General features: G+C 63.2%; 28 protein-coding genes and 3 pseudogenes. 20 read left to right on the forward strand and 11 right to left on the reverse strand.

Going from position 1 to position 25,862, the window contains the following annotated elements; genetic code table 11:
• Nucleotides 1-234 precede the first annotated feature (234 nt).
• Nucleotides 235-381: pseudogene (locus O5K39_RS10525) on the reverse strand (IS30 family transposase); the annotation flags it as partial.
• On the opposite strand from O5K39_RS10525, the pseudogene O5K39_RS10530 reads away from it, so the two are divergent.
• A pseudogene (locus O5K39_RS10530) lies at nucleotides 380-1,057 on the forward strand (IS3 family transposase); the annotation flags it as partial. The pseudogenes O5K39_RS10525 and O5K39_RS10530 overlap by 2 nt on opposite strands.
• 30 nt (nucleotides 1,058-1,087) lie before the next feature.
• On the opposite strand, the gene O5K39_RS10535 reads toward O5K39_RS10530, so the two are convergent.
• Nucleotides 1,088-1,591, reverse strand: coding sequence for a DUF892 family protein (locus O5K39_RS10535; protein ID WP_271143583.1), 504 nt, complete (start codon nucleotides 1,589-1,591; stop codon nucleotides 1,088-1,090).
• A 184-nt stretch (nucleotides 1,592-1,775) separates the two neighbouring features.
• On the opposite strand from O5K39_RS10535, the gene O5K39_RS10540 reads away from it, so the two are divergent.
• The 5 genes from O5K39_RS10540 (at nucleotide 1,776) to O5K39_RS10560 (ending at nucleotide 4,434) form a co-directional block, all read left to right on the forward strand.
• Entirely contained in the window at nucleotides 1,776-3,077 is a 1,302-nt protein-coding gene (locus O5K39_RS10540; protein ID WP_271143584.1) for a mechanosensitive ion channel, read from the forward strand.
• A 204-nt stretch (nucleotides 3,078-3,281) separates the two neighbouring features.
• Nucleotides 3,282-3,524 (forward strand): DUF3597 family protein, encoded by a 243-nt coding sequence (locus O5K39_RS10545; RefSeq protein WP_271143585.1) that lies wholly within the window; start codon nucleotides 3,282-3,284, stop codon nucleotides 3,522-3,524.
• A complete protein-coding gene (locus O5K39_RS10550) occupies nucleotides 3,469-3,678 on the forward strand; it encodes a DUF3597 family protein (protein WP_271143586.1) in 210 nt (69 codons plus the stop codon). Before O5K39_RS10545 ends, O5K39_RS10550 begins: the two co-directional genes overlap by 56 nt.
• A 303-nt stretch (nucleotides 3,679-3,981) precedes the next feature.
• Nucleotides 3,982-4,140 (forward strand): DUF6766 family protein, encoded by a 159-nt coding sequence (locus O5K39_RS10555; RefSeq protein ID WP_271143587.1) that lies wholly within the window; start codon nucleotides 3,982-3,984, stop codon nucleotides 4,138-4,140.
• A gap of 165 nt (nucleotides 4,141-4,305) precedes the next feature.
• Complete coding sequence (locus tag O5K39_RS10560) at nucleotides 4,306-4,434, forward strand: hypothetical protein (RefSeq protein ID WP_271143588.1); 129 nt, start codon at nucleotides 4,306-4,308, stop codon at nucleotides 4,432-4,434.
• Between the two features lie 99 nt (nucleotides 4,435-4,533).
• Here the strand turns inward: O5K39_RS10560 and O5K39_RS10565 are convergent, their stop codons facing one another.
• On the reverse strand, nucleotides 4,534-4,845 hold the full coding sequence (locus O5K39_RS10565) for a helix-turn-helix transcriptional regulator (protein WP_271143589.1): 312 nt from the start codon (nucleotides 4,843-4,845) through the stop codon (nucleotides 4,534-4,536).
• Between the two features lie 192 nt (nucleotides 4,846-5,037).
• Entirely contained in the window at nucleotides 5,038-6,258 is a 1,221-nt protein-coding gene (locus O5K39_RS10570; RefSeq protein ID WP_271143590.1) for a hypothetical protein, read from the reverse strand.
• Between the two features lie 285 nt (nucleotides 6,259-6,543).
• Between O5K39_RS10570 and O5K39_RS10575 the strand changes: the two genes are divergently transcribed.
• Nucleotides 6,544-6,810 carry a hypothetical protein gene (locus O5K39_RS10575; RefSeq protein WP_271143591.1) on the forward strand — a complete coding sequence of 89 codons (267 nt, stop codon included), beginning with the start codon at nucleotides 6,544-6,546 and terminating at the stop codon, nucleotides 6,808-6,810.
• 192 nt (nucleotides 6,811-7,002) lie between these two features.
• On the opposite strand, the pseudogene O5K39_RS10580 reads toward O5K39_RS10575, so the two are convergent.
• Together O5K39_RS10580 and O5K39_RS10585 are read right to left on the reverse strand one after the other, a co-directional pair.
• Nucleotides 7,003-7,156, reverse strand: a pseudogene (locus O5K39_RS10580) (transposase); the annotation flags it as partial.
• Between the two features lie 826 nt (nucleotides 7,157-7,982).
• Nucleotides 7,983-12,302, reverse strand: a complete 4,320-nt coding sequence (locus O5K39_RS10585) for a M10 family metallopeptidase C-terminal domain-containing protein (protein ID WP_271143592.1) — start codon at nucleotides 12,300-12,302, stop codon at nucleotides 7,983-7,985.
• 787 nt (nucleotides 12,303-13,089) lie between these two features.
• Between O5K39_RS10585 and O5K39_RS10590 the strand changes: the two genes are divergently transcribed.
• Genes O5K39_RS10590 through O5K39_RS10605 form a run of 4 tightly spaced genes read left to right on the forward strand, consistent with a single transcriptional unit; the run spans nucleotide 13,090 to nucleotide 17,057 of the window.
• Nucleotides 13,090-13,500 (forward strand): response regulator, encoded by a 411-nt coding sequence (locus O5K39_RS10590; RefSeq protein ID WP_271143593.1) that lies wholly within the window; start codon nucleotides 13,090-13,092, stop codon nucleotides 13,498-13,500.
• Nucleotides 13,475-14,545 carry a YaiO family outer membrane beta-barrel protein gene (locus O5K39_RS10595; protein WP_271143594.1) on the forward strand — a complete coding sequence of 357 codons (1,071 nt, stop codon included), beginning with the start codon at nucleotides 13,475-13,477 and terminating at the stop codon, nucleotides 14,543-14,545. The genes O5K39_RS10590 and O5K39_RS10595 overlap by 26 nt, the downstream gene beginning before the upstream one ends.
• Complete coding sequence (locus tag O5K39_RS10600) at nucleotides 14,545-15,621, forward strand: HEAT repeat domain-containing protein (protein ID WP_271143595.1); 1,077 nt, start codon at nucleotides 14,545-14,547, stop codon at nucleotides 15,619-15,621. Before O5K39_RS10595 ends, O5K39_RS10600 begins: the two co-directional genes overlap by 1 nt.
• Complete coding sequence (locus tag O5K39_RS10605; RefSeq protein ID WP_271143596.1) at nucleotides 15,615-17,057, forward strand: glycosyltransferase; 1,443 nt, start codon at nucleotides 15,615-15,617, stop codon at nucleotides 17,055-17,057. Before O5K39_RS10600 ends, O5K39_RS10605 begins: the two co-directional genes overlap by 7 nt.
• Nucleotides 17,058-17,078: 21 nt before the next feature.
• On the opposite strand, the gene O5K39_RS10610 is transcribed toward O5K39_RS10605, so the two are convergent.
• A complete protein-coding gene (locus tag O5K39_RS10610; protein WP_348637104.1) occupies nucleotides 17,079-17,465 on the reverse strand; it encodes a response regulator in 387 nt (128 codons plus the stop codon).
• A gap of 18 nt (nucleotides 17,466-17,483) precedes the next feature.
• Here O5K39_RS10610 and O5K39_RS10615 point away from each other — a divergent pair, with 18 nt between their 5' ends.
• The 4 genes from O5K39_RS10615 to O5K39_RS10630 are packed head-to-tail and all read left to right on the forward strand — an operon-like array spanning nucleotide 17,484 to nucleotide 21,064.
• Nucleotides 17,484-19,976 (forward strand): CHASE3 domain-containing protein, encoded by a 2,493-nt coding sequence (locus tag O5K39_RS10615; protein WP_271143598.1) that lies wholly within the window; start codon nucleotides 17,484-17,486, stop codon nucleotides 19,974-19,976.
• A gap of 2 nt (nucleotides 19,977-19,978) precedes the next feature.
• Complete coding sequence (locus O5K39_RS10620; protein ID WP_271143599.1) at nucleotides 19,979-20,350, forward strand: response regulator; 372 nt, start codon at nucleotides 19,979-19,981, stop codon at nucleotides 20,348-20,350.
• The gene (locus O5K39_RS10625; protein WP_271143600.1) at nucleotides 20,347-20,625 is read left to right on the forward strand and encodes an Hpt domain-containing protein; all 279 of its coding nucleotides are present in this window, start codon (nucleotides 20,347-20,349) and stop codon (nucleotides 20,623-20,625) included. The genes O5K39_RS10620 and O5K39_RS10625 overlap by 4 nt, the downstream gene beginning before the upstream one ends.
• Nucleotides 20,626-20,671: 46 nt before the next feature.
• A complete protein-coding gene (locus O5K39_RS10630; RefSeq protein WP_271143601.1) occupies nucleotides 20,672-21,064 on the forward strand; it encodes a response regulator in 393 nt (130 codons plus the stop codon).
• Nucleotides 21,065-21,435: 371 nt separating this feature from the next.
• Here O5K39_RS10630 and O5K39_RS10635 read toward each other — a convergent pair whose 3' ends face one another.
• Complete coding sequence (locus O5K39_RS10635) at nucleotides 21,436-21,804, reverse strand: SDR family NAD(P)-dependent oxidoreductase (protein WP_271143602.1); 369 nt, start codon at nucleotides 21,802-21,804, stop codon at nucleotides 21,436-21,438.
• A gap of 56 nt (nucleotides 21,805-21,860) precedes the next feature.
• Nucleotides 21,861-22,841 (reverse strand): aldo/keto reductase, encoded by a 981-nt coding sequence (locus O5K39_RS10640; protein ID WP_271143603.1) that lies wholly within the window; start codon nucleotides 22,839-22,841, stop codon nucleotides 21,861-21,863.
• Between O5K39_RS10640 and O5K39_RS10645 the strand changes: the two genes are divergently transcribed.
• A complete protein-coding gene (locus O5K39_RS10645) occupies nucleotides 22,840-23,034 on the forward strand; it encodes a hypothetical protein (RefSeq protein WP_271143604.1) in 195 nt (64 codons plus the stop codon). The genes O5K39_RS10640 and O5K39_RS10645 overlap by 2 nt on opposite strands.
• Before the next feature lie 94 nt (nucleotides 23,035-23,128).
• Here O5K39_RS10645 and O5K39_RS10650 read toward each other — a convergent pair whose 3' ends face one another.
• Nucleotides 23,129-23,944: a LysR family transcriptional regulator gene (locus O5K39_RS10650; protein WP_271143605.1), complete on the reverse strand. Its 816-nt coding sequence runs from the start codon at nucleotides 23,942-23,944 to the stop codon at nucleotides 23,129-23,131.
• Between O5K39_RS10650 and O5K39_RS10655 the strand changes: the two genes are divergently transcribed.
• From O5K39_RS10655 to O5K39_RS10670, 4 genes are read left to right on the forward strand one after another with little or no spacing between them, the layout of a single operon-like run.
• Nucleotides 23,936-24,241, forward strand: a complete 306-nt coding sequence (locus O5K39_RS10655) for a lytic transglycosylase domain-containing protein (RefSeq protein ID WP_271147139.1) — start codon at nucleotides 23,936-23,938, stop codon at nucleotides 24,239-24,241. The genes O5K39_RS10650 and O5K39_RS10655 overlap by 9 nt on opposite strands.
• Nucleotides 24,238-24,513: a hypothetical protein gene (locus tag O5K39_RS10660; RefSeq protein ID WP_271143606.1), complete on the forward strand. Its 276-nt coding sequence runs from the start codon at nucleotides 24,238-24,240 to the stop codon at nucleotides 24,511-24,513. Before O5K39_RS10655 ends, O5K39_RS10660 begins: the two co-directional genes overlap by 4 nt.
• On the forward strand, nucleotides 24,506-24,700 hold the full coding sequence (locus O5K39_RS10665; RefSeq protein ID WP_271143607.1) for a hypothetical protein: 195 nt from the start codon (nucleotides 24,506-24,508) through the stop codon (nucleotides 24,698-24,700). Before O5K39_RS10660 ends, O5K39_RS10665 begins: the two co-directional genes overlap by 8 nt.
• Nucleotides 24,697-25,137: an AlpA family phage regulatory protein gene (locus O5K39_RS10670; protein ID WP_271143608.1), complete on the forward strand. Its 441-nt coding sequence runs from the start codon at nucleotides 24,697-24,699 to the stop codon at nucleotides 25,135-25,137. The genes O5K39_RS10665 and O5K39_RS10670 overlap by 4 nt, the downstream gene beginning before the upstream one ends.
• Nucleotides 25,138-25,177: 40 nt before the next feature.
• On the opposite strand, the gene O5K39_RS10675 is transcribed toward O5K39_RS10670, so the two are convergent.
• Nucleotides 25,178-25,378 (reverse strand): hypothetical protein, encoded by a 201-nt coding sequence (locus tag O5K39_RS10675; RefSeq protein ID WP_271143609.1) that lies wholly within the window; start codon nucleotides 25,376-25,378, stop codon nucleotides 25,178-25,180.
• Between the last annotated feature and the right edge of the window lie 484 nt (nucleotides 25,379-25,862).

The raw sequence follows: 25,862 nt of genomic DNA on the forward strand, positions 1-25,862 counted from the left end.
GGCTTGTGCGTCTTTCCTGCTGATTGTTCCCCGTTCGTAAGCGCAGCAGGACAACTATCAATCGCAATGTCGCGGTCTCGCTAGTCGGGCAACGAACCGGCGGCAGGCCCCTGCTAATCAACCATCTCGCCCAGTGTATAGCCGGCCCTTCACATACTGGCCGTTAGGCGCGGGGAGGGGGCCTGAAAGGTCCGCTTTTCGGCTGGATGCCTCTGACTGGTTTCGACGGTGGGCTCAACTGATCGCTGCAACACACTCGGCGAAGGTCTCAGTGGGCGTCCGGTAGAGCAAGGTCTTTCTGGGGCGTTCGTTGAGCTGTCGGGCGATAACGCTGAGCTGCGCCTGGCTGTGCAAAGACAGGTCAGTCCCGTGGGGCAGATACGGTTCGCCGCGCGTCCACGCCACCCTGCGTCGGCACGGGCGACGGGTTGGCCGGTCCCGCGTGGAGCGGCTGATGCGCCGCGCCGGCCTGCGAAGACTGGCGGCCCTGCCGCGTCGGGCTAGGACGACGAACAGCCGCCACGGCTATCCGATCTCGCCCAACAGGCTCGCTCGTAACTTCGAGGCGGCGGCTCCCAACCAGGTCTGGCTCGCCGACCTGACCTACATCCCAACGGGCGAAGGCTGGCTCTACCTTGCCGCCATCCTGGATCTGCACACCCGCAAGGTCGTCGGCTGGGCCATGCGCCAGACCCTGCACATCGAGATCGCCCTGGACGCTCTCAACATGGCCGTCGAACGTCAGCGGCCTGCGCCGGGCCTGATCCATCACTCCGATCGGGGAATCCAATACGCCGCCGAGGCCTATCGATCAGCTCTGGCCCGATCCGGCATCACCCCGTCGATGAGCCGAAAGGGCGACTGCTGGGACAATGCGCCCATGGAGAGCTTCTTCCACACCCTCAAGACCGAGCGCGTCCATCACCGCGTCTACGCCACCCGGGACTAGGCCCGCAGAGACCTGTTCGGATACATCGAGGGCTTCTACAATCCCCGTCGCCTGCACTCAGCACTGGGCTACATCAGCCTTGCCGAGGCCGAACGCAGAGCGGCTTAACCCCGTCCACTTTTGCGGGGGAAGATCACCTTAAGCGTCCTTGGCCTGTAGGTTGACCGTCAGCTCCGCGAGCTTGGTCATGTACTCATCGCTTTCGTAGATATCCTTGGTCGCGGCCTTCAGCTTTTTGTCGTCGGCCTTGAGGCCCGAGCCCGCCGCGAAAGCCGCTGCGGTCCCGAAACCCGCGATGCCGTAGTGGGACATCCGCTGGTATTGCGCGATGATCATGGCGTCCAACACAGGGCCCTTTTCAGGCCCTTCTTCGAGGACATGCTTGGTGGCTTCGGCGACGAGGCCTTCCATGCCTTTGCAATGTTCCTTGGAGACTTTCTCGTCCTGCCCGGCGAGCAGCTCCTTCAGCAGCTCGGTATGCTTTGAGATGCCCTCGACCGACTTGCTAAGCATGTCCTTGAGCGACGGATCAGAGGCTTTCGGGGCGATCTTCTTCAGAACGCGCTGCATCTGGTCGTTGGCAGACCACAGGTCCTTCAGCTCGTCGGTGTAAAGGTCTTTCAGATCTTCTGGCGTGGACATGGATGTTCCTACTGGATGAGTTGATCGGATGTCGTGCGGAGGTTCAGAAAGCCGCGCTGGACCCGTAAGCGATTAGCCAACCATCCGTTCCGGCCGATCGTTTCGTTTGTGGCCGGAACAAGACAGGCCCCATCTTGTTAGGCCCGCTGTAAACCCGCGCGATTTGCGTCAGGGAGAGGGCTGCATGCAAACACCAAACTATGAGTTCATCGGCTGGGATGCGCTACTCTATGAGTGGGCGCCCAAGGTGATCGGCGCCGTGCTGATCCTCATCGCGGCTTGGTTCATCGGCAAGGCCGTGAAATGGGCACTGGCCAAGGGGATCAACCGCATCCCTGGCGCTTCGAAGGCCACAACCAGTGAAAATCCTAAGCACTCGATCGGAGCGAGCCTCGGTGATGTCGCCTTCTGGCTGATCTTGCTTTTCGGCGTTGTCGCCGCTCTCGGCGTTCTGAACCTTGGCCAGGTCGTTACTCCTCTGAACTCTCTGCTCACGCAGGTCGCGTCATTCGTGCCGAGCGTCCTTGGCGCAGTCCTGATCTTCTTCATCGGGTTCGTGGTCGCCACCCTTGCCAAGCGTGTCGTTGAGGCCGCGCTGCAGGCCGCCAATGCGGATCGCTGGCTTGAGAAAGCTGGTCTAACCAAGGCGACGGGCTCGACTGGCGTCAGCACCGCTATCGGCACCCTAGTATTCGTCCTGATCATCATCCCCATCACGATCGCGGCGCTGGAGCAACTGGGCATTGAGTCATTGACGGTCCCAGCGGTTGCCGTCCTGTCGACCGTACTGGCTGCGATCCCGAACGTTCTCGCCGCCGCCATCGTTTTGGCGGTGGGTTGGTTTATCGGTCGTTGGGTCGCCCAGCTGATTGAACGCATCTTGCCAGCGACTGGGTTCGATCGCAGCATCTCCAGCCTGACGGCGCTGACCGCCACGACGCAGGCGTCGGCCGCGCCGAAACCGTCCACTGCGCCTTATGCCGGCGACGTAACACCGGCCACGGCGCGCGTGCTTGGGGGCGAGGTGCCTAGGCCAATGACGCCGTCCAGCATCGTGGGCAAGATCGCCATGGCGGCGATCGTCGCCTTCACTGCGGTCGAGGCTGCCAAGCTGCTGCAGTTTGGCACGATCGCGGTGACCTTGCAGGAGATCCTGTCGCTGGCAGGCCACGTCATTGTCGGTGGGATAATCATCACCGCCGGCGTCCTGATCGGCGGCGTCCTCGCCAACCTTATCAACAAGGGGACCGGCGGCACCGACGGCTTCGCTTCGACACTGGTGAGATGGGCTACGATCGCCTTGGCGACGGCCATGGGCCTGCGCTTCATGGGTATCGCCGATGATATTGTCCTGCTGGCCTTTGGTCTGATCCTGGGTGCCGCAGCGGTGGCCGCCGCTCTGGCCTTTGGACTGGGCGGACGCGACGCCGCGGGCAAGGTGGCTCAGACTTGGGCCGACAAGGTCACCAAGACCCCGACTCAGTGAGACCCGGCGGCCGACTATCGTCGAACTAGTCGGCCGCATTCTTTTCCCTTTAACGATGAGTTCGACCTGACCGACAACCGCAATCGGGACCCCGCATGGTTCCACTGGCCTTGCCGAAAACCGCCGCACGGCACTGGTCGTCGTCAGCGCTAACCCTCCAGTCCAGGGCTCACCGCCCGGGCCATTTTACCTTCAAGAGACATGATGAGCTTTTTCGGCAAAATCTGCGACAAGATCACCGGCCAAAAGGCGCATCCAACGACGCCTCAGGCCCAAGCGCCTACGAGCACGCCGGTCTCAGCACACCCCGTTCCTGTAGCGCCCGCCACTCCCTTCACGCCTCAACCGGTCCATGTTGACCAAGTCCTGTCCCAGATGGCCGAGATGAAGGGTGGCGGCGGAAACTGGCGGACATCGATCGTCGATTACTCAATCTGCTCGACCTAACTCCAGCCTCGACGCCCGCAAAGAGCTCGCCGAGGAGTTGGGCGTAAACGCTGGCGCTCATGGCTCGGCGGAACAGGACATCGCCCTGTCGAAAGCGGTCTGGCGGAAACTTGCAGAGAACAGCGGCCAGTTCCCCGCCAGCCTGCGCGACTAGCGGGTCGGGCCGATGTCGGCTGAGGAAGAGGCCGCAGTTATACTGCTCGCACGTCACCTTGACGTCCATGCAGCCGGCCATGGACCGGTCGCTTGGCCGGATATCAAGGCCGCTGTCGAGGGGCTAAGCGATGACCGACTTGACGCATCCATCCGCTATTTCGGCCAGGCGGGCTCGCCGGTCACCGCACGTGCGGCCGATATGCTGACGGAGTTGATGTTGGAAAGGATGACCGGCCCGTTGGGGACGTCGCGGTTGAGCAATGGTAGCGCCTCGGATTAGGGCGAGACAAAGGGTGTCAGGATGAGCCGCGTCTTGCGAGACAACGGCTTGACCCTGGTGCTGGGTCTGCTGTTCCTGGCCAGCCTCTTGGATCAAGCGTTCACAGGCCTCGTCAGCGAGAACGCCGACCGAGCCCAGCACGGCGGGTTGGCCCTGCAAATGATCGCCTGTCCTAGCTGACGATCTTGGAACCAGAGCGGCCATGAGGACTTAGGCTCGGATCTACACCTGGATATCCCTCCAGGCGTAGACGGCGGCCCGGCCACTCCAGCCCCCCGTTAAGGCCGGGTCGCTATCCTCTCAAACCGCCGCTCGCAGTGACGGCCAGAGACATTCCTTTTCAGAATGACCGCCCGCCTCTTCACCTTCGTTCATCGGCATCCGCGCATCGTTTTGCTGGCCACCGCCGGGCCGCTCGCGATTCTGTTGGCGGGCTCCATACTTGAAGGCGTAACCGGGATCAGCCTTTTTTAGCCGAAGGGCGGTTAAGGCTCCGAGAGTGCACTGGATTGAGCACAGTTGTTGACACGCTGAAACTACCCAGAGGGCCTTTAGCCTTTACCGGGACATCTGTCACAGGATTGGCCCCTTGGCCATGCCCTCAAAGAAGTATCCAATATCGACCTCTAGTGCCTCTGAAATACTCCATAGCTTAGACGCCGAGATGCGATCATTTGCCGTCTCGTACTTCTGTATTTGCTGAAAAGACACGCCAAGTGCGCGAGCCAAATCCGTTTGGGTTTGGCCGAGTTCCATCCGCCGAAGACGCACTCGACCCCCGACATGACGGTCAACAGGGTGCACGACTTTACCCGTCGAGGCTCGAGCAGATTGCCCTGCTTCCGGCGGGATCATTTTGCGGCCGGCTTGCTTTTCTGTTGACATTGAAAGACCCCTTGAGCTTTCTCGACGCCTTACAACCACAATGGCAGCCCTGCGCAGATGCTCCATGGTTTTTGATGGCAGTTTTCAGTAATGTGCCAGCGCGGCTACAGGTCGCGCGAGGGGCCAGCGGCAAGAACGCTGCTCCATCGTAAATGTCGCTTGCCGGACGTCACCGCTTCGATCACTTCATTCTCAACCAGCGTGCCGTCTTTGAAAGAGGTGTGCTGCTTGCTCACCGCGAAGACAAGGCAGATCAAATACCTTACATGACCGTCCGCCAACGGGCCTGTCTCGATTGAAGGCGACGCCCGTTCCGGACATGAAGGGCACGCGAAGGTCGATGGCGAGGTCCAGCTCAGCGCGACTTTGAACATTTGTCACTCCAGCGGCTATGCGGCGCCTACGATAGTCGGCGGAGTGGCTGGCAAATCTGCGGAGCGTTTGCAGTCTGACATCGGGCACCGCGTCGGGTAGCGCCAGGGTGACGCTCACTACGGCCCGGTCCGCCAGCTGCGTAACCTCAAAATCCGGGTCCCGGACGCAGAGGTCGATGGCGCAGAACTGACTGGCCAGTGAGCTGCGGATTGCGGTCAAGGCTTGAAAGGTTGGCGCTCGCGGGACGTCATACACCGTGACCGCGAGACGACCCCAGGTTGCCGGCGGTAGAACTTTGGCGAGGTCCGTCCAGACTTCACGCCGGCTGGAGCGGACGAAGGTTGCAAAGCATACCGGAACATAGAGAGGCGTTACGATAGGGAATTCAGTCAAGAGCCGAAGAGCCGTCGTGACGCACGCTTCGTCAAAGGAGTCGGTATCATCCGGCCAATGAGCAGCGCCATCAAGAACGCTGAAGTAGCTCGCGGCCGAAACGGGCGTGCAGTTGACCACGTCTCCGATGAAGGCACCTCCTTTCGGGAAGTAGACTCCTTGGACGCCGTCGATCGTCGCCCCAAACTGGAAAGCCTCTGCGGTTGCCGCACTGCGTGACTGTTCGGGAACGTCGCTCAGGGTCCCGTCTGCCGCGATCCGTCGCAAGCGCCCTCCGGCGGGAAGGCCGCTAGGATCCTCCATTGCCGCCAGAACTTCCTCGGTGGAGTAAGCGGAAAAACGGGCCATCGCATCGGCATCGCCCTCGAACAGGACGAGTTTAACGGCCTCTTCAACGCCTGTGCCGAAGAGGCGCTCCTGCAACTGGTGGGACAACTGAGCGAGCTCGACGGTGTCGAGCCCCTGTGTGGTGGGATCAGTCAGCAGGTAGCTGAAATGACTGAGCGACTGGAAACGGCGAGGAAGCGTCCAGCGCACCTCCAGAAAGATGTTGGAGTATTTTGCCACGAGCGGACCGAGGCGGTCCGCGGGCACATCAGTGCGGCTGCCGTCGACTAGAACTCTCAAGCATGCAACCGCCGACATACGCTGACCTCACTCTCCCAAGCGTGCAGGATTGGAGTGAAGATTGACGTAACGGACGGCGGGCGGGCACCCAAACAACCCTGCTCGGCGAACAGACATTTGAGCCCGCTATGATGACTGGGCGTCGCGCTTTTCAATGATCGGGCCCAGAGGGCATCTCGTCGATTTCCGTGCCGACCGATCAGGTCCGACTGCGAAGCCTGTCGCAATCCGGCGTGCTGCGCGTTGGCGTGAATGGCTAACCTTGAGACGGATCAGCTGTCGCGTCACTCCGAGGAGACAAACATGCGCATCACCTATATTGCTACCGCCGTTGCTGCCCTTTCGTTGGCCGCCTGCTCCGATAGGACGGAAGACAAGGCAGCGGCCACCGCTGATAATGCGGGTGCCACCGTGGCATCAGCTGCAAGTGATACCGCCGCCAATGCGGACGCGGCCGCCGACAGCGCCGCCGCCGCGACCAATAGGGCCGCGGAAAACGTCGATGCCGCCGCTGACACCGCCGACCGGAAGACCGACGCCGCGGCAGACGCTGCAGCGCGGACTGAATAACATAGGAAAGCGACGCGCCCATTGAGTGGGGGCGTCGCTAACTTTTTTTTAGGCCGAGTTTGTACCGGGTGTCAGTTGAGTCGGTGTTTGAGGCCGCTGACGGCGTCGTGGTCGGCCTTGATGGCCGGCCTTGCCACCGAACAGGCCCTGCATCATCCGGATGAAGACGCCCGCCTCACTCCACCCCTTTCAGCGATTGTACAGGGTCTGGTGGGGCCCATAGGCGCGGCGCGTCACGCCAACGAAGCCCGTTGCGATTGACGAAGATGATCCCGCTCAGCACGAGGCGATCATCGACATTGAGCCTGCCCTGGCTCCTGAGGAAGTGCGGCTGAAGCTGCGCCATCTGATCGTCCGTCAGGCAATCAAGTCGCTCATATCCAGTCTCCTCGCAGAGCCTGGATCAGATCGAACGCATCACATCAACGGTTCTGAGCCTAAAGATCGCCATTCAGGCCACCCTTTAAGTGAACGCTCAAAGAACTACTCGCCCGAAATGAAGGTGTCGTTCTACGTAGAATGTTGACAGGTTCGCCAGTTTTCGGATTGCGACCCAGATACGGCCCTCTAACCCGGACGCTGAACGCTCCAAATTTTCGCAACTCCGTACGCCCACCTCGCGCGAGCTGATTGGTGATGTTGTCGAAGATCGCAGTGACTGTGCGCTCGATTACGGCAACCGGAATGTCAGGCCGCTCTTCAGCAAGCCGGCGCACAAGCTGAGATTTAAGCACTGCAGCTTCCCACTTCTGCGGAGCCTGATACACCCCTCTGTAACTTGAGACACAGTCTCTGCTGCACTGCAATGCACCTTGTGGTCCGGGCAACGAAATCCCGGTTTATGGCGATCCCCTGAAAGGTTACTAGATTTGCCATGACCCCCTTTATATCTGGCTGCCGGACACTCCGGGCTGAAGGTGCTCGAGATGCTGAGCATTGAAGCTGCTCAAGCAGCTATTTCACAACCCGCCGGTCGAGCCGTAGACTATCACTACAGACGGCTGGGCCTTATACGGCGCGGCTTGGATCAGCTAGATTTGAAGTCTCTGCATCGACCCGGCCGGCTTCGGGAGAACAATCGGACGAGAAAGTCTTTCCCCCAGGCCACTATTCATGCAACGCTGTCACCCATGCGGCGTCTCACCTTGGAGAAGTTTCGCTCACAAAGCCACCTAGAGGTACCAATCCTGGCCGTGGAACCCGCGGGCCCCTTCTAAGTCTAGCATGAACCGCCCACTATGGCCGGCCAGTCCGGGTACTTCGCCAAAGTCGGTGAACTCTCCCTCGTCCTCTAATGGCAGCACCTCCGGCCGCTCGTGCTTGACCTCCGGCGCGTTTCCGATTGCGCTTGTTCCCCAGATTATGTCGGAAGCCACCAGCGTCGTGCCGGCCAGACCGATTACTAAATCCGAAGTCCCATTCCCACCCAAGTCCACGAATAGGTAAGACCCGCCGCTGAGGTAGGCGATGCCAAAGGTGTCGCTCGCGCCGGTGCGCACCTGGGTCAGGTCTATCCGGTCCTGGCCCGAGATGAAGCCGAAGATGCCGTCGGACGCCGCAGCGGTTGAGTCCGACGCCGAGGTATAGACGAAAGTGTCCAGCCCACCGTCACCGAACATCGCGTCCGCTCCGCCACCGCCGATGATGTAGTCGTTGCCGCCTCCCCCGGCGATCGGGTCCGCCAGCGAAGTCCCGATCAGCAGGTCCGCGACGCCCGAGCCGACCATGTAGATGCCGAAGCTGCCGCCGTAGTCGATGTCCGTCGCCTGCACCGTCCGGTTCGCTGCCGTGGTGAGGAACACACCCTGCGCCGTCTCGGCGTAGATGAAGCTCGAGCCGTTGTCCGTTCGCAGTATGCTGACCGAGGTCGGGGCCATGGGCGCGAGGTCGATCCGATCCTCGCCGGACGAGAAGTCATACAGGTTGTCGAACCCTGTAGTCTGGTTGGAGTCCGAGCGTGCCAGATAGCGATAGATGTCCCGGCCCGCCCCACCGGCGATCGCATCCGCGCCGGCGCCGCCGACGATGATGTCGTCCCCTCCATTGCCGACGAGGGGATCAGGCCGCGCGCCGCCCAGAATGATATCGGCGGAGGCGGATCCGATCATGTAGACGCCGAAGGCGCGACCGAAGTTGAAATCCGTAACATTCAGGTTTGCGCCTTGGACGAACAGCTGAAACGCGCCGGACGCCGATTCTGCGAAGACCACGCTTCCGCCGCCCGCTACCCGGCCGACACTCACGCTGGTCGGGTCCATGGGGGTCAGGTCGATGCGATCGACGCCGATCTGGAAGTCGGTGATCACGTCCTGAGCCGTCGGACCGGAGTCCGAGGCCGTGAGAAAGCGGAAGGTGTCGGCTCCTGCGCCGCCCGTCAACGTGTCGGCACCCGACCCGCCGATCAGCACGTCATCTCCCGCGTCGCCGAACAGCTGGTCCTCGGTTCCGGTCGTGGTGGGCGTGGTCGGTTGGTTCAGACCGCTGGTCAGAGAGACGTGCAGGGTGGCGGTTGCGCCTGTGGCGATCGGGTTCCGGCTGTAGCGCGCCAGCTCGATGTAGTAGGCCCCTGCGGTGGCCAGGATGACGTTGAGATAGGAATCCGTCCCGGCCGTGCTTCCTCCGGCACCGTTCGCAGTTGACGAGTCGTCGTTGGCGAAGACTTGGGTTCCGGCGGCGTTATAGACCCTGATGTAGGTGTCGAAGCTCCCGCCGTCGACGTCCAGGATCAGTCGGTCATTGGCCTGAGCGCTGACCGAGAAGACCCGTATCGAGTTGTCGCCGGTGATGTTCACGGTCACGTGGGGGAAAGTCGTGGCGCTCTCGATGTTCGGGTCGGCCTGGGTGTTGAAACCCGTCAGCCGCACGGCATTCGGAAACTGGGTTCCGCTGCCGGTTGCGAGGGACTGTTCGCCATAGAGGATGTCGTCTCCGTCGCCGCCGTGAAGGGTGTCTCGCCCGTTGCCGCCGCTCAGCAGATCGCGAGATCCCAGACCGTTCAGGACGTCGTCGCCGTCGCCGCCCGACAGCCAGTCGCGATTGGCTGTTCCGTTCAGGGTGTCGGCGTTGGCCGTACCCAGGGTCTGGGCGACGTCGGTGATCGAGCCGGCGATGTTCAGCACCGCCAAGCCCGAGCCGAGGTAGACACCTTCGGGCGAGAATAGCTTGAGCGTCAGGGTCTCAGCGGTCTCGGCCACAGTGTCGATGTTCAGCGGGATCGTCACGCGCGCCCGAGTCTGGCCCACCGCGAAGGTCACCGATCCGACCGTATCGGTGAAATCGTCAAGACCGGCCGTGCCGCCCAAGGTGGCGTAGGTGACTGTCACGGCCTGGGTCGGGGCCTCGCTGAGGACAAGTTCAAACACGATCTGTCCGTCCAGTTCGACGGCGCTGACCGCCGTGGCGCTCAGACTGGGGAAACTGGTGCGTACAAAGGTGTCCGGGTCGTGCAGAGAAAAAACAGTCGTGCGATTGAGACCCAGCAGCTGCATGTTAGCGTCGCTGTCAGCACTGAGCGTTCCGGCCGCCAAGCTGATCACCGCGACCTCGACGCCTTCGTTCACCCCGTCGGCAAGGGAGGTAAAGTCGACGGTGGCCGACGTCTGGCCGGCGGCAAAAGTGATCGTCCGTGTCAGTCCACCGGAAGCGAAGTCCGCACCTGTCACGTTCGACCCGTTCTGGGGCGTCACGGTCAGGGTGAAGGTTTCCGCGCGAGAAGTGTTGCCTATCCGATAGACGGTCAGGCTGCCCTGTCCGGTCTCGTCACCTTCCATCGCAGTCAGGGAACGCTGTCCGAAATGCAGGACCGAGGTCGTCATGCCTGTGACGTCGAAGATCTCGACACGGGCCTGACCGGCCTCGTTGCGATCGGAACCGACGACGATATTGCTCACACCGTCAGTGGTCGCCCGGATGAAGCCGTAGGGCTGAGATCCAAAGGCCGCCCCGTGGAATTCGGCGCTGGGCGTGGATTGCCCGGCGTCAAGTATCCGGACCCAGCCGTCTCCGATCCAGCCCGCTCCGTTTTGCTCGGAGCCGACCAGGCGCACAAGGTATTCATGCCCCGCCTGGAGCAGGGCGGTGGCTACCGTGGCCTGGCCGCCTGCCGCCAGGGTGACATTCGCCGAGGTGTGCGTCGCGATGGTCGCGCGAGCGGCAGGATCGACGGAGGCGTCCTGGAAGGAGGCCAACAGGGCGTCGATCGCGTCATCCGGGTCCCCGTCTGCATCGCTGCCGTCGTCGTCAGGACTCTCCACAACAGGCGCCGAGGGCTGGTTGATCGATCCGCCGCTCAGCGAGCCGCCGTTGCTGAGGTCGGCGATGATGAAGTCCCAAGCCGTGCCACTGGATCCCCCCACGACGGTGACGACGATGGTGTCCGACGTCGCGGTCATCGTCGCGGTCCGATAGCCGCTGATCATCCCCGTGCTGATCGGTGGTGACACCCCCGAGATCGTCAGGCTGTCGAGGATCGTATAGGCCTCGAAACTGTATTGGATCTGGTCGCCGACCGCCACGTGATAGGTGCGGGTGAAGGTCTCGAAACTGCCGCTGCGGGAATCGCGGACCAGACGGTCTTCGGGTTCGATGGCGACGTTCAAGTTTATCGGGCTGCGCAGGAGGACGCCGCCCGGATCGACCTGGGTATCGGAGTATCGCTCTCTTTCGGTCCCATTCGCATTGGTGCGAACCGCGAAATAGTCGGTGACGCTGACGTTGATGTTCTCGGACTGCTCGGTCAGGGCATCCCGAGTGGCGACGATCGAATAGGTGACCGAGGTCTGCCCAGCCGGGATTTTCACATAGAGTCCAGCCTCCCAATGGCCTGTCGTGGTGTTCTTCCCCGGTGAACTGACCTCAAGGCCCCCGATCCCCATGGTCTTTGGAACGATCTTGTAGTCGGCGCCATAGATCGCGGTGCCATCGCCCACGTCCAGCCGGACCCAAATGTCCTTGGAGACGCCTCGCGTTAGGCCGTTCAGGGTGATAGTGATCTCTGCTGTCTCGCCCTCTCCGATTGAGGTGTCGTTCACTCGCGCGCCGATGGTGAATTGGGTGCCGCCGGTGACGTTCATCGCGATATCGGCGGTCGCGTTGTTGTCTGCCGCCAAGGTGTTGGAGATCGCCTTCAGGAAGGTCTCGTTCGCTCCAATGCAACCGGTGACGGCCTGCGACGGTCGCGCCATGTTGCCCAGGTGAAGCTGAACGCCGAGGCGATCCGTGGGGTCTTGTACGAAGTTGAATTTGGGTGCCGGGTCGCCGCTTGGGCCGGTGAATCTTGTGCCATCCTGGCGGATGACATAGCTGCCGGCAGCCCAGGGAATGGCGTCGTCCCAGCCGCCATTGTTCTGGGTCGCCACGACTACGCCATTTCGTAGGAATTGGAGTTGCGCAGTGCCGTTTCCGTCGTCGAGCCTGGTGACACGAACCTCATAGGTGATGTTCGTGTTGGTCGGTCCACCGCCCGTATTGGCACCGGATGTCACGGTAGGCATAGTTCATCTCCCCGATCGACGAACAATAATATTCTAGATTGTGCTGGGTCAAGCTCGCTGCAGTGACTCGGGCGCAAGCCGATTATCACCGGGGATTCGAAGTTGGGCGGTTTGCTCGCTCAGGAGCTGAGCGTCGCGGCCTGACGCCGGCCGGACTAGCGGCGGCCCTGATCGGCGTGCCCTTTGCGGGGTTCGGATCCTGATTATGGCTGAGTCGCGAGACGCGGGGACGTCACTGCGAGCTCGAAGAAACAGAGCGTCGACACAGATGGGTTCTGGCATCAGGCAAAGAAAACGCTGGATGGCCCAGAGACACGCCATCTTGAGGCATTCCCCAGCGGACCTCAGGAATTCGGCGTGCAAGCTTCGCATACTGGCCGTTAGGCGAAAAAGGGCAGGGGGCTTAGGCCCGAGTCGGACTGCAAGCTGAAGTTCGCGAGGTCCGCTTCCGGGCTAGGGGCCTGCCGCAACGGAAGAGGGTAGCGAGATGCCACTCTGACTCAGATAAGCCAATGGTAGGTCAGCTTCTTGGATCGCAGTCACCTGGATCGACACCACGATAGACGTGCTCGGTCGGACGGGTTCTTCGGATTCGTGAAGCCAAACAGAACGTCGGATGCGCTCCATCAGTCGTTATCAAAGTCACTCGCTCCACCTATTCGCCCTATATCGGGGGGCGCGAACGCGCAGGACGCTACGGCCAAATCGCCCGCAATAGCGATTGGTTTACCTGAAGCCCGCATGATTGACTCTCTTGGTGGGGCCGAGATCATGACTGGGTCAACCGATGGCGCGTATTCTGATTGTCGACGATGACGAGCTCCTCAGGGCTCTGCTTACATATCGTCTATCCGCCGACGGTCATGACGTGCTGGCCTTGGAAGATGGCTCGCGTGTGCTTTCCGTCATTGAAGAATGCCGCCCGGACCTGATCGTGCTTGATGCGATGATGCCGGTAATGGACGGCTTCGAGATCCTGCGCCGCCTGAAGACCGGGGCCAGTCCGGACTCCACGCCCGTGATCATGCTGACAGCGCTCAAGCGGGAGGCCGATATTGTCGGGGCCCTTGAGCTCGGCGCGGCCGATTATCTGGCCAAGCCCTTCATTCCCGACGAACTAAGCCAACGGATACGACGCGTTCTGGCTGCCAGTCCCCACAGCGAGACCTTAGATGCCCGTGCACGCCGTCCCGGTTGAACCTGCGGCCATCGTCGTACAGGCTCAAACCCAAACCGTATACGATACCGCAGTCGCAGATCGCCGAGCAGGTCGTTACGCGGCTGCCCTGGCTGGCTTTCAAGCCGTACTCAACGCCGAGCCGGCCAATCTGGACGCCAGGCTGAACCTTGGACTGACTCTGCTGGCGCTGGACAGGCTGGATGACGCCGAAGCCGCGCTTGAAACGGTTCTCGAGGCCGCGCCGGAATATGTCGACGCCCGCCTTGGCCTCGTCCAGGTGGCGCGTCGGCGCGGCGACGCCGCTGCGGCCCGACGCCAGCTCGATCTGGCCACGGCCGTCGCGCCGGACCGTGACGACGTTCAAGCGCTCTCGGCCGCCATGGACGTGCCGCTCTGGCGATTTGACCTCGATGCTTCCCGCAGCCGGCTGTCGCAGGACCTCCCGGACTGGAGCAGCGAGCGTCTTGGTATAACAAGACGTCTCAACGAACGCACGGCAGCGGGGCTCTCCATCGAGCGGACCGAGCGGTTTGGCGATGAGGACGTCTATCTGGAAGGCCAGCTCGATCGGGAATGGGGGCGCGCATCCGTCTTTGTGGCCATCGGCGGGGCGCCTGGAGCCGACTACCGGGCTGAGCGGGCTGTGCGGATCGGCGGGGCGACGCCCTTAAGCAACCGCTTCGCAGCTTCGATCGAAGCCGGTGCTGCGCGCTACGCCACAGGCACTGTTCGCAACTTCCAGCCGGGACTGACGGCGACCATGGCCTCAGCCAGAATAGTGCTGGCAGCCCGTTGGATCCTCGTCTGGGATGAGCAGGACCGCCGTCGATCCGGATATGCGATACGCGCCAGCGCCGCCGTAACGGATCGGTCTCGTGTGACCCTCAGCTATGCTGCCGCGCCTGAAACGTCCGAGGGGGTGACCGTGGACGTGCGGGCAACGGGCATCGGTCTCGAAGTTGATCTGGTCGAACGGATCACTGCTCGACTGACCCTGGTTCAGGAGGACCGCGCCAGCTATCGACGGGACGAGATCGCGGTCGGACTCGGCGTCCGGTTCTGATGACGCTTCTTGCCTCCCTGTGGTGGGGATCTCTTGCCCTTGCTCTCAGCGCCTTGGTCTGGATGTTCGGCCTGGTGCTGGCCCGCTTGGGCCGCGAGCGAAGCGGCCGGGCGCGCGATCTGGACCGCAAGCGCCTGCGGGAGGTCTGTCTGGCGATCGTGAGCGAAGCCGGCGAGACGGCCGAAGGTTTGCGACCATTTCAGCATCGGGCCCGGTTGATGGCGGAAGCGCTGCTGGAGTTTGGAGCGATCGTTCGGGGCGCTGAGCGGGAGCGCTTGATTGCGGCCTATCGGCTGATGGCGGCGGATTCGCGCTTCCGCGAGCGGCTGTTCGCTGGAAGCAAAGCGGGGCGTCTGGCAGCGGCGGAGGCCCTCGCCTTGTTTCCGTCAGACGAGACCGAGCGCGCTCTCAACCGGGTCGTCAACGACCCGCGCGACGCCGAACTCGCTGCCGCGGCCGTCCGTTCCCTTGTCGAACTTGATCGACCCCCGCCGCTGGGTCGGCTGCTAGACGAACTCGAAGCTAGGAAGATGACCGACTCGCTCGTCTACCTTCCGATCGTGCGCCGTCTGGTCGCCTTGTCGCCAGATGAGGCCATGAGCCGGCTGGACTCCTCCGCCACCTCGCCCGCCGCGCGCGTGTTGCTCGCGGATGCCGTCGCCGTGAGCGGAGACTATCGCGCCGTCGCGCCGCTTCAGCGGGCCGCGCGGGCCGATCGGCCGGATCTTCGGATGGCTGCCATAAGGGGGCTAAGCCTGCTCGCCCACCCGGCTTCGATCCCCACCTTGACGGAAGCCCTGTCGGATCCGGACTGGGAAGTCCGCGCCGCTGCTTGCGAAGCGATGGGGCGTACCGGCTTTGGCGAGGGCGTCGCCGATCTGGCAGAATTGCTCGCCGACAGCGTGTGGTGGGTGCGATTCCAGGCGGCCGAGGCCCTGGGCCGCTTGGGCCCGGACGGTCTGGAAGCCCTCCTGCACGCCTCGCGACTCTCCGATGACCTCCCGCGTCGAGCCGCATCCCTCGCCCTGGCTGAGAAGGGCTTTGCCGCTCCCGTGCTGGAGCGCGGGTCGTGCTGAACATCGAGCCCGGGCTGTTCCTCGCTGTCGCCGCTGCCGCAATCGCCTGGTTCGTGATCGGAACAGGACTTCTGCAGAACCTCATCTATCTGGTGCAGCTCGGGCTGGCCGCCACAGCCCTTGTGGAACGCCCGCCTACGTCCCAGGCTGGGGTAATGTGGCGTCGATTGTCCGAAAGCGCCCCGCCGATCGCGCTTCTGGCCCCGGCATACAACGAGTCCCTGACAATCAGCCAATCCGTTCGGTCGTTGCTGTCGCTGCACTACCCAAACTTCGAAGTCGTGGTCATCAACGACGGTTCAAGCGACGACACCTTGGCCGTATTGATAGAAACCTTCGATCTTGAACCGATCGAGCGGCACTACGATCTGGAAATCGCCCATGCGGCGATACGCGGTCTCTATGGAGCGGTCCATCAACCGCGGCTGATCGTGATCGACAAGGTAAACGGCGGTAAGGCCGACGCCCTGAACGCCGGGATCAATGTCTCGCGCGCGCCCATCTTCTGCTCCATGGACGCGGATTCTCTACTGGAGCCTGATGCCTTACTGAGGGCGGTGCGCCCCTTTGTCGAGGACCCCGTTCGCACGGTAGCCGTCGGGGGGACCGTGCGGATCGCAAACGGCTGTGTGATCGCCGACGGGCGGGTGGTCGAGGTCCGCGCGCCGCGCAATCTTCTGGCCCTGCTTCAGACGGTCGAATATCTGAGGGCGTTCCTGATGGCGCGCCTTGCCTGGAGCCGCATCAACACCCTCACAATCATTTCTGGTGCTTTCGGCCTGTTTCGCCGCGCCCGCGTCATCGAAGTCGGCGGGTACACCCATGCCACCGTGGGTGAGGACATGGAACTGGTCGTAAAGCTGCATCGGCTGATGCGCGACAACGGGCTCCCTTACCGCATCGCTTTTGTACCCGAGCCGGTGTGCTGGACCGAAGCACCGGAAAGCCTGAGCGTGCTCGGCCGGCAGCGGTCGCGCTGGCACCGCGGCGCTCTGGAGACGTTCGAGCGCCATTGGCCGATGCTCTTCATCCCTCGCTATGGAAGGGTCGGCGCGATCGGTTTCGGCTATATTCTCCTGGTCGACGTCCTGGGACCGATCGTTGAGGCATTGGGCTATCTGTTGATCCCTCTGTTCTGGATGTCCGGTCTGCTCTCGGTCGAATATTTGCTGGCGTTTGTGGCCATGAGTTTCACCTTTGGCGTCGTCATCTCGGTGGGCTCTCTCGCGCTCGAAGAGTCCGAGCTGCGACGCTTCCCCCGCGCCCGCGACCTTGTCTTGCTGACCCTTGTCGCCGTGCTGGAAAACTTCGGGTACCGCCAGCTCAACACGTTGTGGCGACTGCGGGGCGTCTTGCAGTATCTGAGGCGGAGCCAGTCATGGGGGACCATGACCCGCAAGGGCTTCGGATCTGCGAGCGTTACGCGTGGGACCTGAGCGCGACCATCGCGGGGTCGATTACGCCGCTGTAAGAGCTATCTGCAGTTCACTGGCCGAGAACGGCTTCACGAGCGTCCTGTCTGCTCCGAGCCCGGCCGCCATGCCCAGAACCGCGTCAGCCCCCAATCTTCCTCCGCCGCTGATCGCCACGATCCGAAGGTCGGGATGGACGCGGCGCGCCTGCATGATGAAATCGATCCCGTCGCGCTCAGGCATCAGAATATCGACGACCGCTGCTTCGCAGTGTTGGGCGGCTATGAGCTCGAACGCGCTGTTCACGTCGGGAGCACTCACGACTTCGAAACCAAGTCCGGCGACCATGTCTTGCAGATGCTGCAACATCAGTGGATCGTCGTCGATGACGCAAACTTTCACCCGGCTGGCTCCCACGGGTTGTGCTGACACTGGCAAGGATACGCGACCTTGAGGGGGGCGCGTCAAGTCTGGCAGGTCATATATCGCTGGCCCGTGGTCGTCGCGGCCGTGCTGGCGCCGGTGCTGCTGGTCTTTTCAGGTTTTGAACTGGTGAACGAGTTTAGAAGCAACCGGATCGTCCGCGCCGAGATCGACCGATCGTACGAAACCCGCTCACAAATTCAGAGTGTATTCTCCCTGCTGCAGGACGCCGAGACCGGGCAGCGGGGTTTCGTCATTACGGGAGACGAGCGCTTTCTTGAGCCGTACGAGCGCGCGACCAGCGATCTCGACCGGCAGATGCAGACCTTGGGCGTGCTCTTCAGGCGCCACCCCGAACAGGCCGACGACTACGCGAGGCTCAATGATCTGGCTGTGCGCAAGGTCGCGGCGATGGAGGTCGGGATCGACGCGCGTCAGACCCAGGGGTTGGAAGCAGGAATCGCCGTGGTGTCCGCGGGGGAGGGCAAGCGCCTCATGGACGAGGTTCGCGCAGTTGTTGCCCAAATGAATGCTGTGGAGGCCGAGGCTTTGGACGCCTACGCGCGCACGGCCCAGATGCGCACCGCCCGGACAGAGATCCTCGTCGGCGTACTGTTCCTAGCGTTGATCGCAGCGATCGGCGGCGCATCGTTCCTGATCTGGCGCTATATTCGCACCCGGCAGACGATGCTTTCGGCCATCGAAGCCACCGCGGCCCGGCAGAGCGCGATTTTCGACAGCGCTATCGACGGCATCGTCACCCTGAATCCTAGCGGCACAATCGAAACGGTGAACGCCGCAGCTGCGCGCATGTTTGGTTACGACGCTCGGGAGATCACCCGTCGGGACGTGTCCCTGCTGATCGACATCGCGCCTGACGGCGACGGGGAGTTCCTCAAGCGGTTGGGTGCATCGCAGGGCGCGCTGGAGGGCGGCCTTCTTCGCCAGATGGAGGCCCGCCGCAAGAACGGCGACACCTTCCCGGTCGATGTCGCCCTGGGCCCGATGCGCTTGCCTTCCGGCATCCATATCGTCGCTATCGTCAGGGACATCTCTGAACGGCACCGGATGGAGCAGATGAAGAATGAGTTCGTTGCGACGGTAAGCCACGAACTGCGAACGCCCCTGACGTCCATAGCGGGATCACTGGGACTGCTGGCCGGCGGTGCGGCGGGAGCCTTGCCTGACAAGGCCGCGCGGTTGATCCAGATCGCCCACGCCAACAGCCAGCGGCTCGTGAGGCTGATCAATGACATCCTTGACATCGAGAAGATCGAATCCGGCAAGCTTCGGCTCGATATGGCTCCCCTGGACCTGCGCGAGATCGCCGAGCGGTCAGTGGAAGGCGTCGGCGGCTATGCCGGCGATCTGGAGGTCACGCTCACCCTGACCGGACACGGTCCGGTCCCTGTTCGCGGGGATGCGGACCGGCTTATCCAGGTCGTGACCAACCTGCTGTCCAACGCGCTCAAGTTTTCGCCTCGAGGCGGCGAGGTCCGGATCAGCGTCGATCCCGAGACCCGGCTGGCGCGACTGAGCGTCGTTGACCAAGGACCCGGTATCCCCGATGCTTTCCGTGCGCGTATTTTCTCGAAGTTCGCCCAGGCTGACGGCTCCGACACCCGGGCCAAGGGCGGCACGGGTCTCGGGCTCGCGATCGCCCGCGAGATCGCGGAACGCCATGGCGGTCGTCTTTGGTTCGAGTCCGCCGAAGGCTTCGGCGCGACCTTCCACCTCGACTTGCCGCTGTTCGAAGTCCCTGCAGCATCGGCCGACATGGGGGGGCCACGCCTGCTGATCGTCGAGGATGACGCGGACGCAGCCGAGGTACTGCGAGAGATGCTGGAACGTGACGGCTATGCAGCGGATGTGATTGCGACCGGCCGCGAGGCTCTGTCCGCGGCGCGGACCGGTGCCTACGCCGCCCTGCTGGTCGATCTTCAGTTGCCGGATGCCGACGGGATCGGGCTGATCCGGGCCCTGAGGGCAAGGCCCGACACGCGGGATCTCCCTGTGGTGGTGGTCTCAGGGGACACGGCCCGGGGTATGGCGCGGGGGCGGTCGCTGGAGGTTGTGGACTGGCTTGAAAAGCCGTTCGACCAGGCTCGACTCCGCACTGCCGTCGCCGCTCTCCATCAGCGCACCAAGGACCGGAAACCGCGCATCCTGCACGTCGATGACGATCGCGACATTCTGGAGGTCACCGCCTCTGCCCTTGGTAGTGGCGTGGACGTCACCTCCGCCGAAAGTCTGGCTGCGGCGCGGGTGTTGCTGTCGGGAATGAAGCCTGACCTCGTGATCCTCGACCTCGGCCTGCCTGATGGGTCGGGGCTGGAACTGCTGACTGACCTAGGAGATGGCACCGGGAAGACGATCCCTGTGGTCGTCTATTCGGCGCAGGAGATGGACGGGGCGTTAGCGGACCGGGTCGAGGCGGTCCTGACCAAGTCGCGCACGTCTCTCGCAGGCCTGGCGCGAACGGTGCGTAGACTAACGGATGCCAGTGGAGCTGGAAAATGATCTTGCACGTTCTGCACGTTGACGACGAATCCGATATCCGTGAAGTTGCGGCGCTGGCGCTAGAAATGGACCCGGACGTCAATGTTCGATCCGCCGCATCCGGCGGAGAGGCCCTGGGCGTTCTGGAGTCAAATACTCAGATCGACGTCATATTGCTGGATGTCATGATGCCGGAGCTGGACGGTCCGGGCACGCTCGAACGACTACGCACAATCCCCGCCCGTGCCGACACGCCTGTGATCTTCATGACGGCCCGGGCCCAGTCCCATGAGCTGGAACGGTTTCTCGGCCTTGGTGCCCTCGCAGTGATTTTGAAGCCGTTCGATCCGATGACCCTCGGTCAGCAGATTCGCGACCACCTGGCCAGCGCATGACCGATCCCCTCGCAGCTCTCAGGGCCCGCTTTCGCGATCGCGCATTGGCGGATCGTGAGGCGCTCGAGTTCCTGGCGCGGGAGAATCTCGCCAGCGACGAGCTGCGCCGCCTAGTGCATAATCTGGCGGGCACGGCGGGCACTTTCGGTTATCGATCCCTCAGCGAGGCGGCGATGGAAATCGACGATCAAATGGCATCCGGCATGGCGGCGGATCCTGCGAGCATGGATCGTCTGAAGGCCGGCTTGAACGAACTGGCGCAGTCCCCGGAATGACGGACGAACGAGGGTTCCCCGCTCCGTTGCAACGGAGGAAATATCTGTGACCCAGCGCGTGTTTGTGGTCGAGGACGATGACCTCCTACGGGAAGCCGTCGATCTCATCCTGACCCATGCCGGTTATTCACTCGCCAGCACCGCAGTTGGAAACGGCGCGGTCAATCTGGTTGCACGCTTCAAGCCGCACCTCGTGTTGCTTGACATCAGGTTGCCGGATATCTCCGGGCTAAAGTTGCTAAGTGCGCTTCGCTGGAGCGGCTACAAGGCCCCGATCCTTATGATGACTACCGACAGCAGCGCCGAGACGGTCCGCGACGTCCTGGCCCTGGGTGGTAATGGATATCTGTTGAAGCCCTTTGAACCCAAAGATCTGATCGGCCGCGTCCGAGCACCCCTCAAGCCGGCAAGCGGTGCGATCCACTATCTCGACGATTAGTGGGTTACAAAAGGGAAGACGTCGGCCGCAGTTTGGTATGACGACAGCCGTGAAGGCGTGAACCGCCGGGTATCCGACGCAGCGCGGAATGTCGTGTTTGCCGCGTTGTCGTGACCGCTATTCGCCGCTTGGCCCGTGTGCTTCTTGGAATGGCCGTTAGACGCAAGCAGATGAACCGGTTCTCGATTTGAAGCTTAACCGTGGCGCGACTAGACTGCCGCCGTGCCGATCAAACCAGAGAGACAAAATCCGTTCGAGCCTACGGTGCCAAAAGCGCGGCGAGGTCCAACGCGTCTGATCGCGATCGTGATCGTCGTCGTGCTTGTGCTCATTGCCGCTAGATTTGCTGCGCGAATCCTACTGGGCTGAACTCAAGGCCTGCAGTCGCGATCTCGGCTACGGCCCCGTAGGCGCATAGCGGGTACCTCGGTGAAGTCACCATGCGGGCCGTCGATGCCGGCGTTGTTGAACGCCATGTCGAGGCGGCCGAAGGTTTCGACGGTCCGCGCAACCAGCGCCGCGACCTGGGCTTCGTCGGAGACGTCGCAGACAACCGCGAGGACGTTGTGACCGGCGACGGCAAGGCCTTCGGTAGCGGTGCGCAGCTTGTCTTCGTCGTGGGATGACAGAACCACCGTCGCCCCCGCTTCGGCGAAGGCCTGGGCCGTCGCCAGCCCGAGGCCGGAACTGGCGCCGGTGACGAGGGCGATCTGACCGGTGAAGTCATAGGTGGGGTTCATGTCGGTGATCCTGTCGAGAAAGGTGCCGGCCGCGCGCTGACGCGGCCGGCTGGGCACTAGCGCTGGACGAGCGCCATGTTGTCGGCGTCCATACTCGCGCCATGGACGGTGAGCGGCGCGAAGGCGGCCTGCATCTCGGCGAGGTCGGCGGCGGTCAGTTCGACGTTCAGGGCGCCGTGGTTCTCGGCCAGGTGATCCTGGCTGCGAGTTGCGGGGATCGGGACGATGAACGGCTTCTGCGCCAGCAACCAGGCCAGGGCGACCTGAACGGGCGTCGCGCCCTTCTCGGCGGCCTTGCGGCGGACGATGTCGAGGATCGGCAGGTTGGCGCGGATGTTCTCCGACGAGAAGCGCGGGAAATTCGCGCGAAAGTCCGTGGCCGGATCGAACTTGGTCTCCGGTGTCATCCAGCCGGTCAGGAAGGCCATGCCGACCGGCCCCCACGGCACGAAGCCGATGCCCAGTTCCTCGCAGACGTCGAGGACGCCGTTGGCCTCGGGCGCACGCTCGACGAAGGAGTATTCGGTCTGGACGGCGGTCACCGCCTGGACGGCGTGGGCGCGACGGATGGTGGCGGCGCTGGCCTCTGACAGACCGAAGTGCAGGACCTTGCCCTCGCGGATAAGGTCGGCGACCGTTCCAGCGACGTCCTCGATCGGCACGTTCGGATCGACACGGTGCTGATAGAACAGATCGATGCGATCCGTGCGCAGGCGGCGAAGGGAGTCTTCGGCGACCTTCCTAATATTGGCGGGCGTACTGAGCGGGCCGCCCGAGCCTTCGACGTCGAATCCGAACTTGGTGGCGATCTTCACCTCGTTGCGGATCGGGGCCAGCGCTTCGCCGACGAGCAGTTCATTGGTGTAGGCACCGTAGACTTCTGCGGTGTCGAAGAAGGTGACGCCTCGCTCATGTGCGGCGCGCAGGGTGTTGATGCCCATGAAGCCAGGGGCGGCCGGGCCGTAATTCGAACTGAGGGACATGCAGCCGGCGCCCAGTTCGGACACCTCCATCTGGCCGAGTTTGCGGGTCTTCATGTTTGAGGTTCCTGATGAGGGTGAGGATGGGTTGGTCTGGCTGGCGGGGCGTGAGCCCGCCCAGGCGGATGGCGCAATCGCCATGACCGAGGCGCCCAAGGCCGATCGGACGATGAAGTCGCGGCGGCTCGACGAACCGGTGGATTGTGAGGCGTTGCTGTCAGTAGGCGTCATCATCTCGCTCCTGCGGTGATCAGGAGTCCAAGATAGCGAACCGCCATCCATGGATAAGACGTAGGTTTCGCCTAGGGGTTATTCGTCCAGCGAATGAAACCCGACCAGCGATGTCAGCCTTTGGGACTGCGATAGCGAAGCGCGGCGATCAGAGCCGACAGCGCGGGCGGCGTCTGGCGCCGGCTTGGGTGATAGAGATAGTAGCCTGGCAACGCCGGGCACCAGTCTTCCAGGATGCGGACCAGCCGCCCGGCGCGGATGTCCTCGGCGGCGTCGTCTTCATACAGATAGGCCAGGCCATGTCCCTGGATGGAGGCCTGCCGCATCAGGTCCGTGTCGTTGAAGACCAGCGGGCCATCGACTCGAACCTGCAACGGCCGCCCGTTCTCCTCGAACTCCCAGGCGTAGAGGCTGCCGGTCTTGACCATCCGATAGGCGATGCAGGCGTGGGCGCCGAGATCGTGGGGCGAGACCGGCGCTGGATGTTCGGCGAAGTAAGCTGGGGAGCCGACGACGGCGCGGCGCATGTCGGGACCGATGCGGACCGCGATCATGTCCTGCTCGACGATGTTGCCGAAGCGGATGCCGGCGTCGAAGCGATTGGCGACGATGTCGGTCAGGTTGTCATCGACGATGCTCTCGACGGTGACATTGGGATGGGCCGCGAGGAAGCCCGGCAGGGCCGGCATCAGGATGGCGGTGATTGCGTTCTTGGTCGAGGTCAGCCGTATCGTGCCGGAGGGCGCGCTGCCGAGCGCTCCGACCTTGGCCAGGCCCGCGCCGATGTCTTCAAGCGCCGGTCGCAGGGACCGCAACAAGGTCTCGCCGGCCTCGGTGGTCGAGACGGATCGCGTCGTGCGCGACAGGAGCCTGACGTTCAGCCGAGCCTCCAGCCCCTTCATCGCCTGGCTCAGAGCGGGCTGCGACATGCCCAGGCGCGCTGCGGCGCGGGTGAGCTTGGCGTCAGGGATCGCTTCGATCCGGTTGAAAACCTCACGGGAGGGGCCGACTATCTTGCCCGCCAGCTCCTTCGCTTTGGCGATCTGAGACTGGCGCTCGCCGCCTACAACGCGGGCCCGTCGCGGGTTGCGCGACTGGGACGCGTGCCCGACATCGCCGAGACCCGGGCGTATGTCTCGACGGTCATTGAATGCTATCTGGCCCTGAGCGCCGGACGGAGCGTTCGTCGTTCGACCCAGTGTCGGCCGGCTGGAGATGCGCCATGATCGCGCCTGGTGACGACGGCTCGGCCGGCCCGGATGGTGGAGCCCTGCTGACCCGGGCCGAAGCGGCAGCCCATCTGGAGCAGTTCGGCGTGCGGCTGAAGCCCGCGACCCTGGCGCGCCTCTGGTCAACCGGAGGAGGGGGGCCGCCGTGCCGCCACATCAGAGCCAAACCCTTCTATCCCCGCGACCTTCTGGAAGCCTGGGCGGCGTCCCAGATTTCCGACCTTCGGACGGCGGCGCCGGCGGCTTCCCAGGCGCGCCGCCGTGTCTGAGTCCGGTCGCCGAATTCCATGGCCCACGGCCGATGCTATCCTCGCCGATCCCGCGGCGAGCTTCGCCCTCAAGGCCGTCGTTCGGGACTGGGCCGCTCGCGACCCGGTCGATGCCGCCAACGACGCGGCGATCCTGCAGGCAGTGTTCCAGGGTGCCGTCCTGGCGGTGATGGCTGTCCAGAAATGACGGAGAAGGGTCGGATTGAGCCCGGGGGATCGGACGACCGCCTTCTGGCGTGGCCCCGGGTCCAGGATATCACGGGACTGAGCCGAACCACGGCATGGCGGCTGCAGCGCGCCGGGAGTTTTCCGTCGCCGGTGCGGATATCCGTCAACCGGGTCGCGTGGCGCGAGAGCGAACTGCTGGCCTGGTCGGCGGCGCGAACGAGGGAGGCCCCGCCTTCGGTCGCGGCGCGTGCGCTGACGCCGGCGCGGGCGCCGAAGCTTCCGGGTCTGAACACGGCCCGCTGTCCGGTCCGTCCAGCGAAGCGACCGGTCGAGCCGGCCGCAATTCTCCAGGACATCTCGCCTCCGGAGCGGGTTGATCCGTCCCTGGTCGCCGGACGGCCGAAACGGCGGCGCAGAACTTCAGCCTCGCTCGACCAGATCGATTTCGGCTTCTGAGCGTGGCCGCCCGGGGGTGGTCAGCAACGGGCGACAGCGATCAAAGCTTGGGGACCTTGGCAGCCTGATCGAGGCGCGCGAGCCGATCTGGCATGTCGAGCAGTTTGAGCGCGGCTGCCGCGAGCGCTTCCGACACGGTCGGGTAGGTCTCCGCCGAACTCATCGAGACGCCGTTCGGGAAGCTCACGGTCGACTTGGCCCTGTTTCCATGCGGGGCCTCGGACAGTCTTACCTCTGTCATGTCGGTCTCCAGATCATCCCATGAAGCGTCGAGGAGCGATCGTGACCAGCGCCGCCGTCGGCCTTGCTGGCACCAGGGGAGGCCCAGCGACGGCAAGGACGGCGAGCCCCGATCTCAAGCTCCGGTATCGGCAGCCCGCAAAAAGCTGGGTCGAAACCGTGCCCATCGAATGCTTTGGTATCGTTGAATGTCTATGTCGCCCCTTCATAGTCATGAAGGGGGTCGCGCCGCGCGGACCGCCTTCTCTGGCGGCGGCTAAAAGGACGAGACTGATCGACATGGTTAGGACTCTCTCATGGATCGCCAGGGCGTCAATCAAAATGCGCAGCCCGTTGGGCAGTGTCGGATCCAAGGCTCAAGAAGTCGCTGTCATTCAGGTGTTCAATCCTTCCCACTGAATAGCCGAAAGGCAATGTGAAATCAGCGGGATATGTAGAGATTGTCGTTCAGAGGGCACCGGAACAAGCCCGACGTCATTCGGCAG

Source organism: Brevundimonas sp. NIBR10, from assembly GCF_027912515.1.
In the GTDB taxonomy this organism is placed as follows: Bacteria; Pseudomonadota; Alphaproteobacteria; order Caulobacterales; family Caulobacteraceae; genus Brevundimonas.

What these genes read in the sequence shown, in the direction of transcription:
- O5K39_RS10650 (WP_271143605.1), bottom strand. Translation starts at nt 23,944, where the DNA reads ATGTCGCAGCCCGCTCTGAGCCAGGCGATGAAGGGGCTGGAGGCTCGG.
- O5K39_RS10660 (WP_271143606.1), top strand. Translation starts at nt 24,238, where the DNA reads ATGATCGCGCCTGGTGACGACGGCTCGGCCGGCCCGGATGGTGGAGCC.
- O5K39_RS10635 (WP_271143602.1), bottom strand. Translation starts at nt 21,804, where the DNA reads ATGAACCCCACCTATGACTTCACCGGTCAGATCGCCCTCGTCACCGGC.
- O5K39_RS10555 (WP_271143587.1), top strand. Translation starts at nt 3,982, where the DNA reads ATGAGCCGCGTCTTGCGAGACAACGGCTTGACCCTGGTGCTGGGTCTG.
- O5K39_RS10670 (WP_271143608.1), top strand. Translation starts at nt 24,697, where the DNA reads ATGACGGAGAAGGGTCGGATTGAGCCCGGGGGATCGGACGACCGCCTT.
- O5K39_RS10535 (WP_271143583.1), bottom strand. Translation starts at nt 1,591, where the DNA reads ATGTCCACGCCAGAAGATCTGAAAGACCTTTACACCGACGAGCTGAAG.
- O5K39_RS10585 (WP_271143592.1), bottom strand. Translation starts at nt 12,302, where the DNA reads ATGCCTACCGTGACATCCGGTGCCAATACGGGCGGTGGACCGACCAAC.
- O5K39_RS10645 (WP_271143604.1), top strand. Translation starts at nt 22,840, where the DNA reads ATGTTTGAGGTTCCTGATGAGGGTGAGGATGGGTTGGTCTGGCTGGCG.
- O5K39_RS10575 (WP_271143591.1), top strand. Translation starts at nt 6,544, where the DNA reads ATGCGCATCACCTATATTGCTACCGCCGTTGCTGCCCTTTCGTTGGCC.
- O5K39_RS10595 (WP_271143594.1), top strand. Translation starts at nt 13,475, where the DNA reads ATGCCCGTGCACGCCGTCCCGGTTGAACCTGCGGCCATCGTCGTACAG.
- O5K39_RS10600 (WP_271143595.1), top strand. Translation starts at nt 14,545, where the DNA reads ATGACGCTTCTTGCCTCCCTGTGGTGGGGATCTCTTGCCCTTGCTCTC.
- O5K39_RS10625 (WP_271143600.1), top strand. Translation starts at nt 20,347, where the DNA reads ATGACCGATCCCCTCGCAGCTCTCAGGGCCCGCTTTCGCGATCGCGCA.
- O5K39_RS10560 (WP_271143588.1), top strand. Translation starts at nt 4,306, where the DNA reads ATGACCGCCCGCCTCTTCACCTTCGTTCATCGGCATCCGCGCATCGTT.
- O5K39_RS10565 (WP_271143589.1), bottom strand. Translation starts at nt 4,845, where the DNA reads ATGTCAACAGAAAAGCAAGCCGGCCGCAAAATGATCCCGCCGGAAGCA.
- O5K39_RS10545 (WP_271143585.1), top strand. Translation starts at nt 3,282, where the DNA reads ATGAGCTTTTTCGGCAAAATCTGCGACAAGATCACCGGCCAAAAGGCG.
- O5K39_RS10570 (WP_271143590.1), bottom strand. Translation starts at nt 6,258, where the DNA reads ATGTCGGCGGTTGCATGCTTGAGAGTTCTAGTCGACGGCAGCCGCACT.
- O5K39_RS10640 (WP_271143603.1), bottom strand. Translation starts at nt 22,841, where the DNA reads ATGAAGACCCGCAAACTCGGCCAGATGGAGGTGTCCGAACTGGGCGCC.
- O5K39_RS10590 (WP_271143593.1), top strand. Translation starts at nt 13,090, where the DNA reads ATGGCGCGTATTCTGATTGTCGACGATGACGAGCTCCTCAGGGCTCTG.
- O5K39_RS10540 (WP_271143584.1), top strand. Translation starts at nt 1,776, where the DNA reads ATGCAAACACCAAACTATGAGTTCATCGGCTGGGATGCGCTACTCTAT.
- O5K39_RS10675 (WP_271143609.1), bottom strand. Translation starts at nt 25,378, where the DNA reads ATGACAGAGGTAAGACTGTCCGAGGCCCCGCATGGAAACAGGGCCAAG.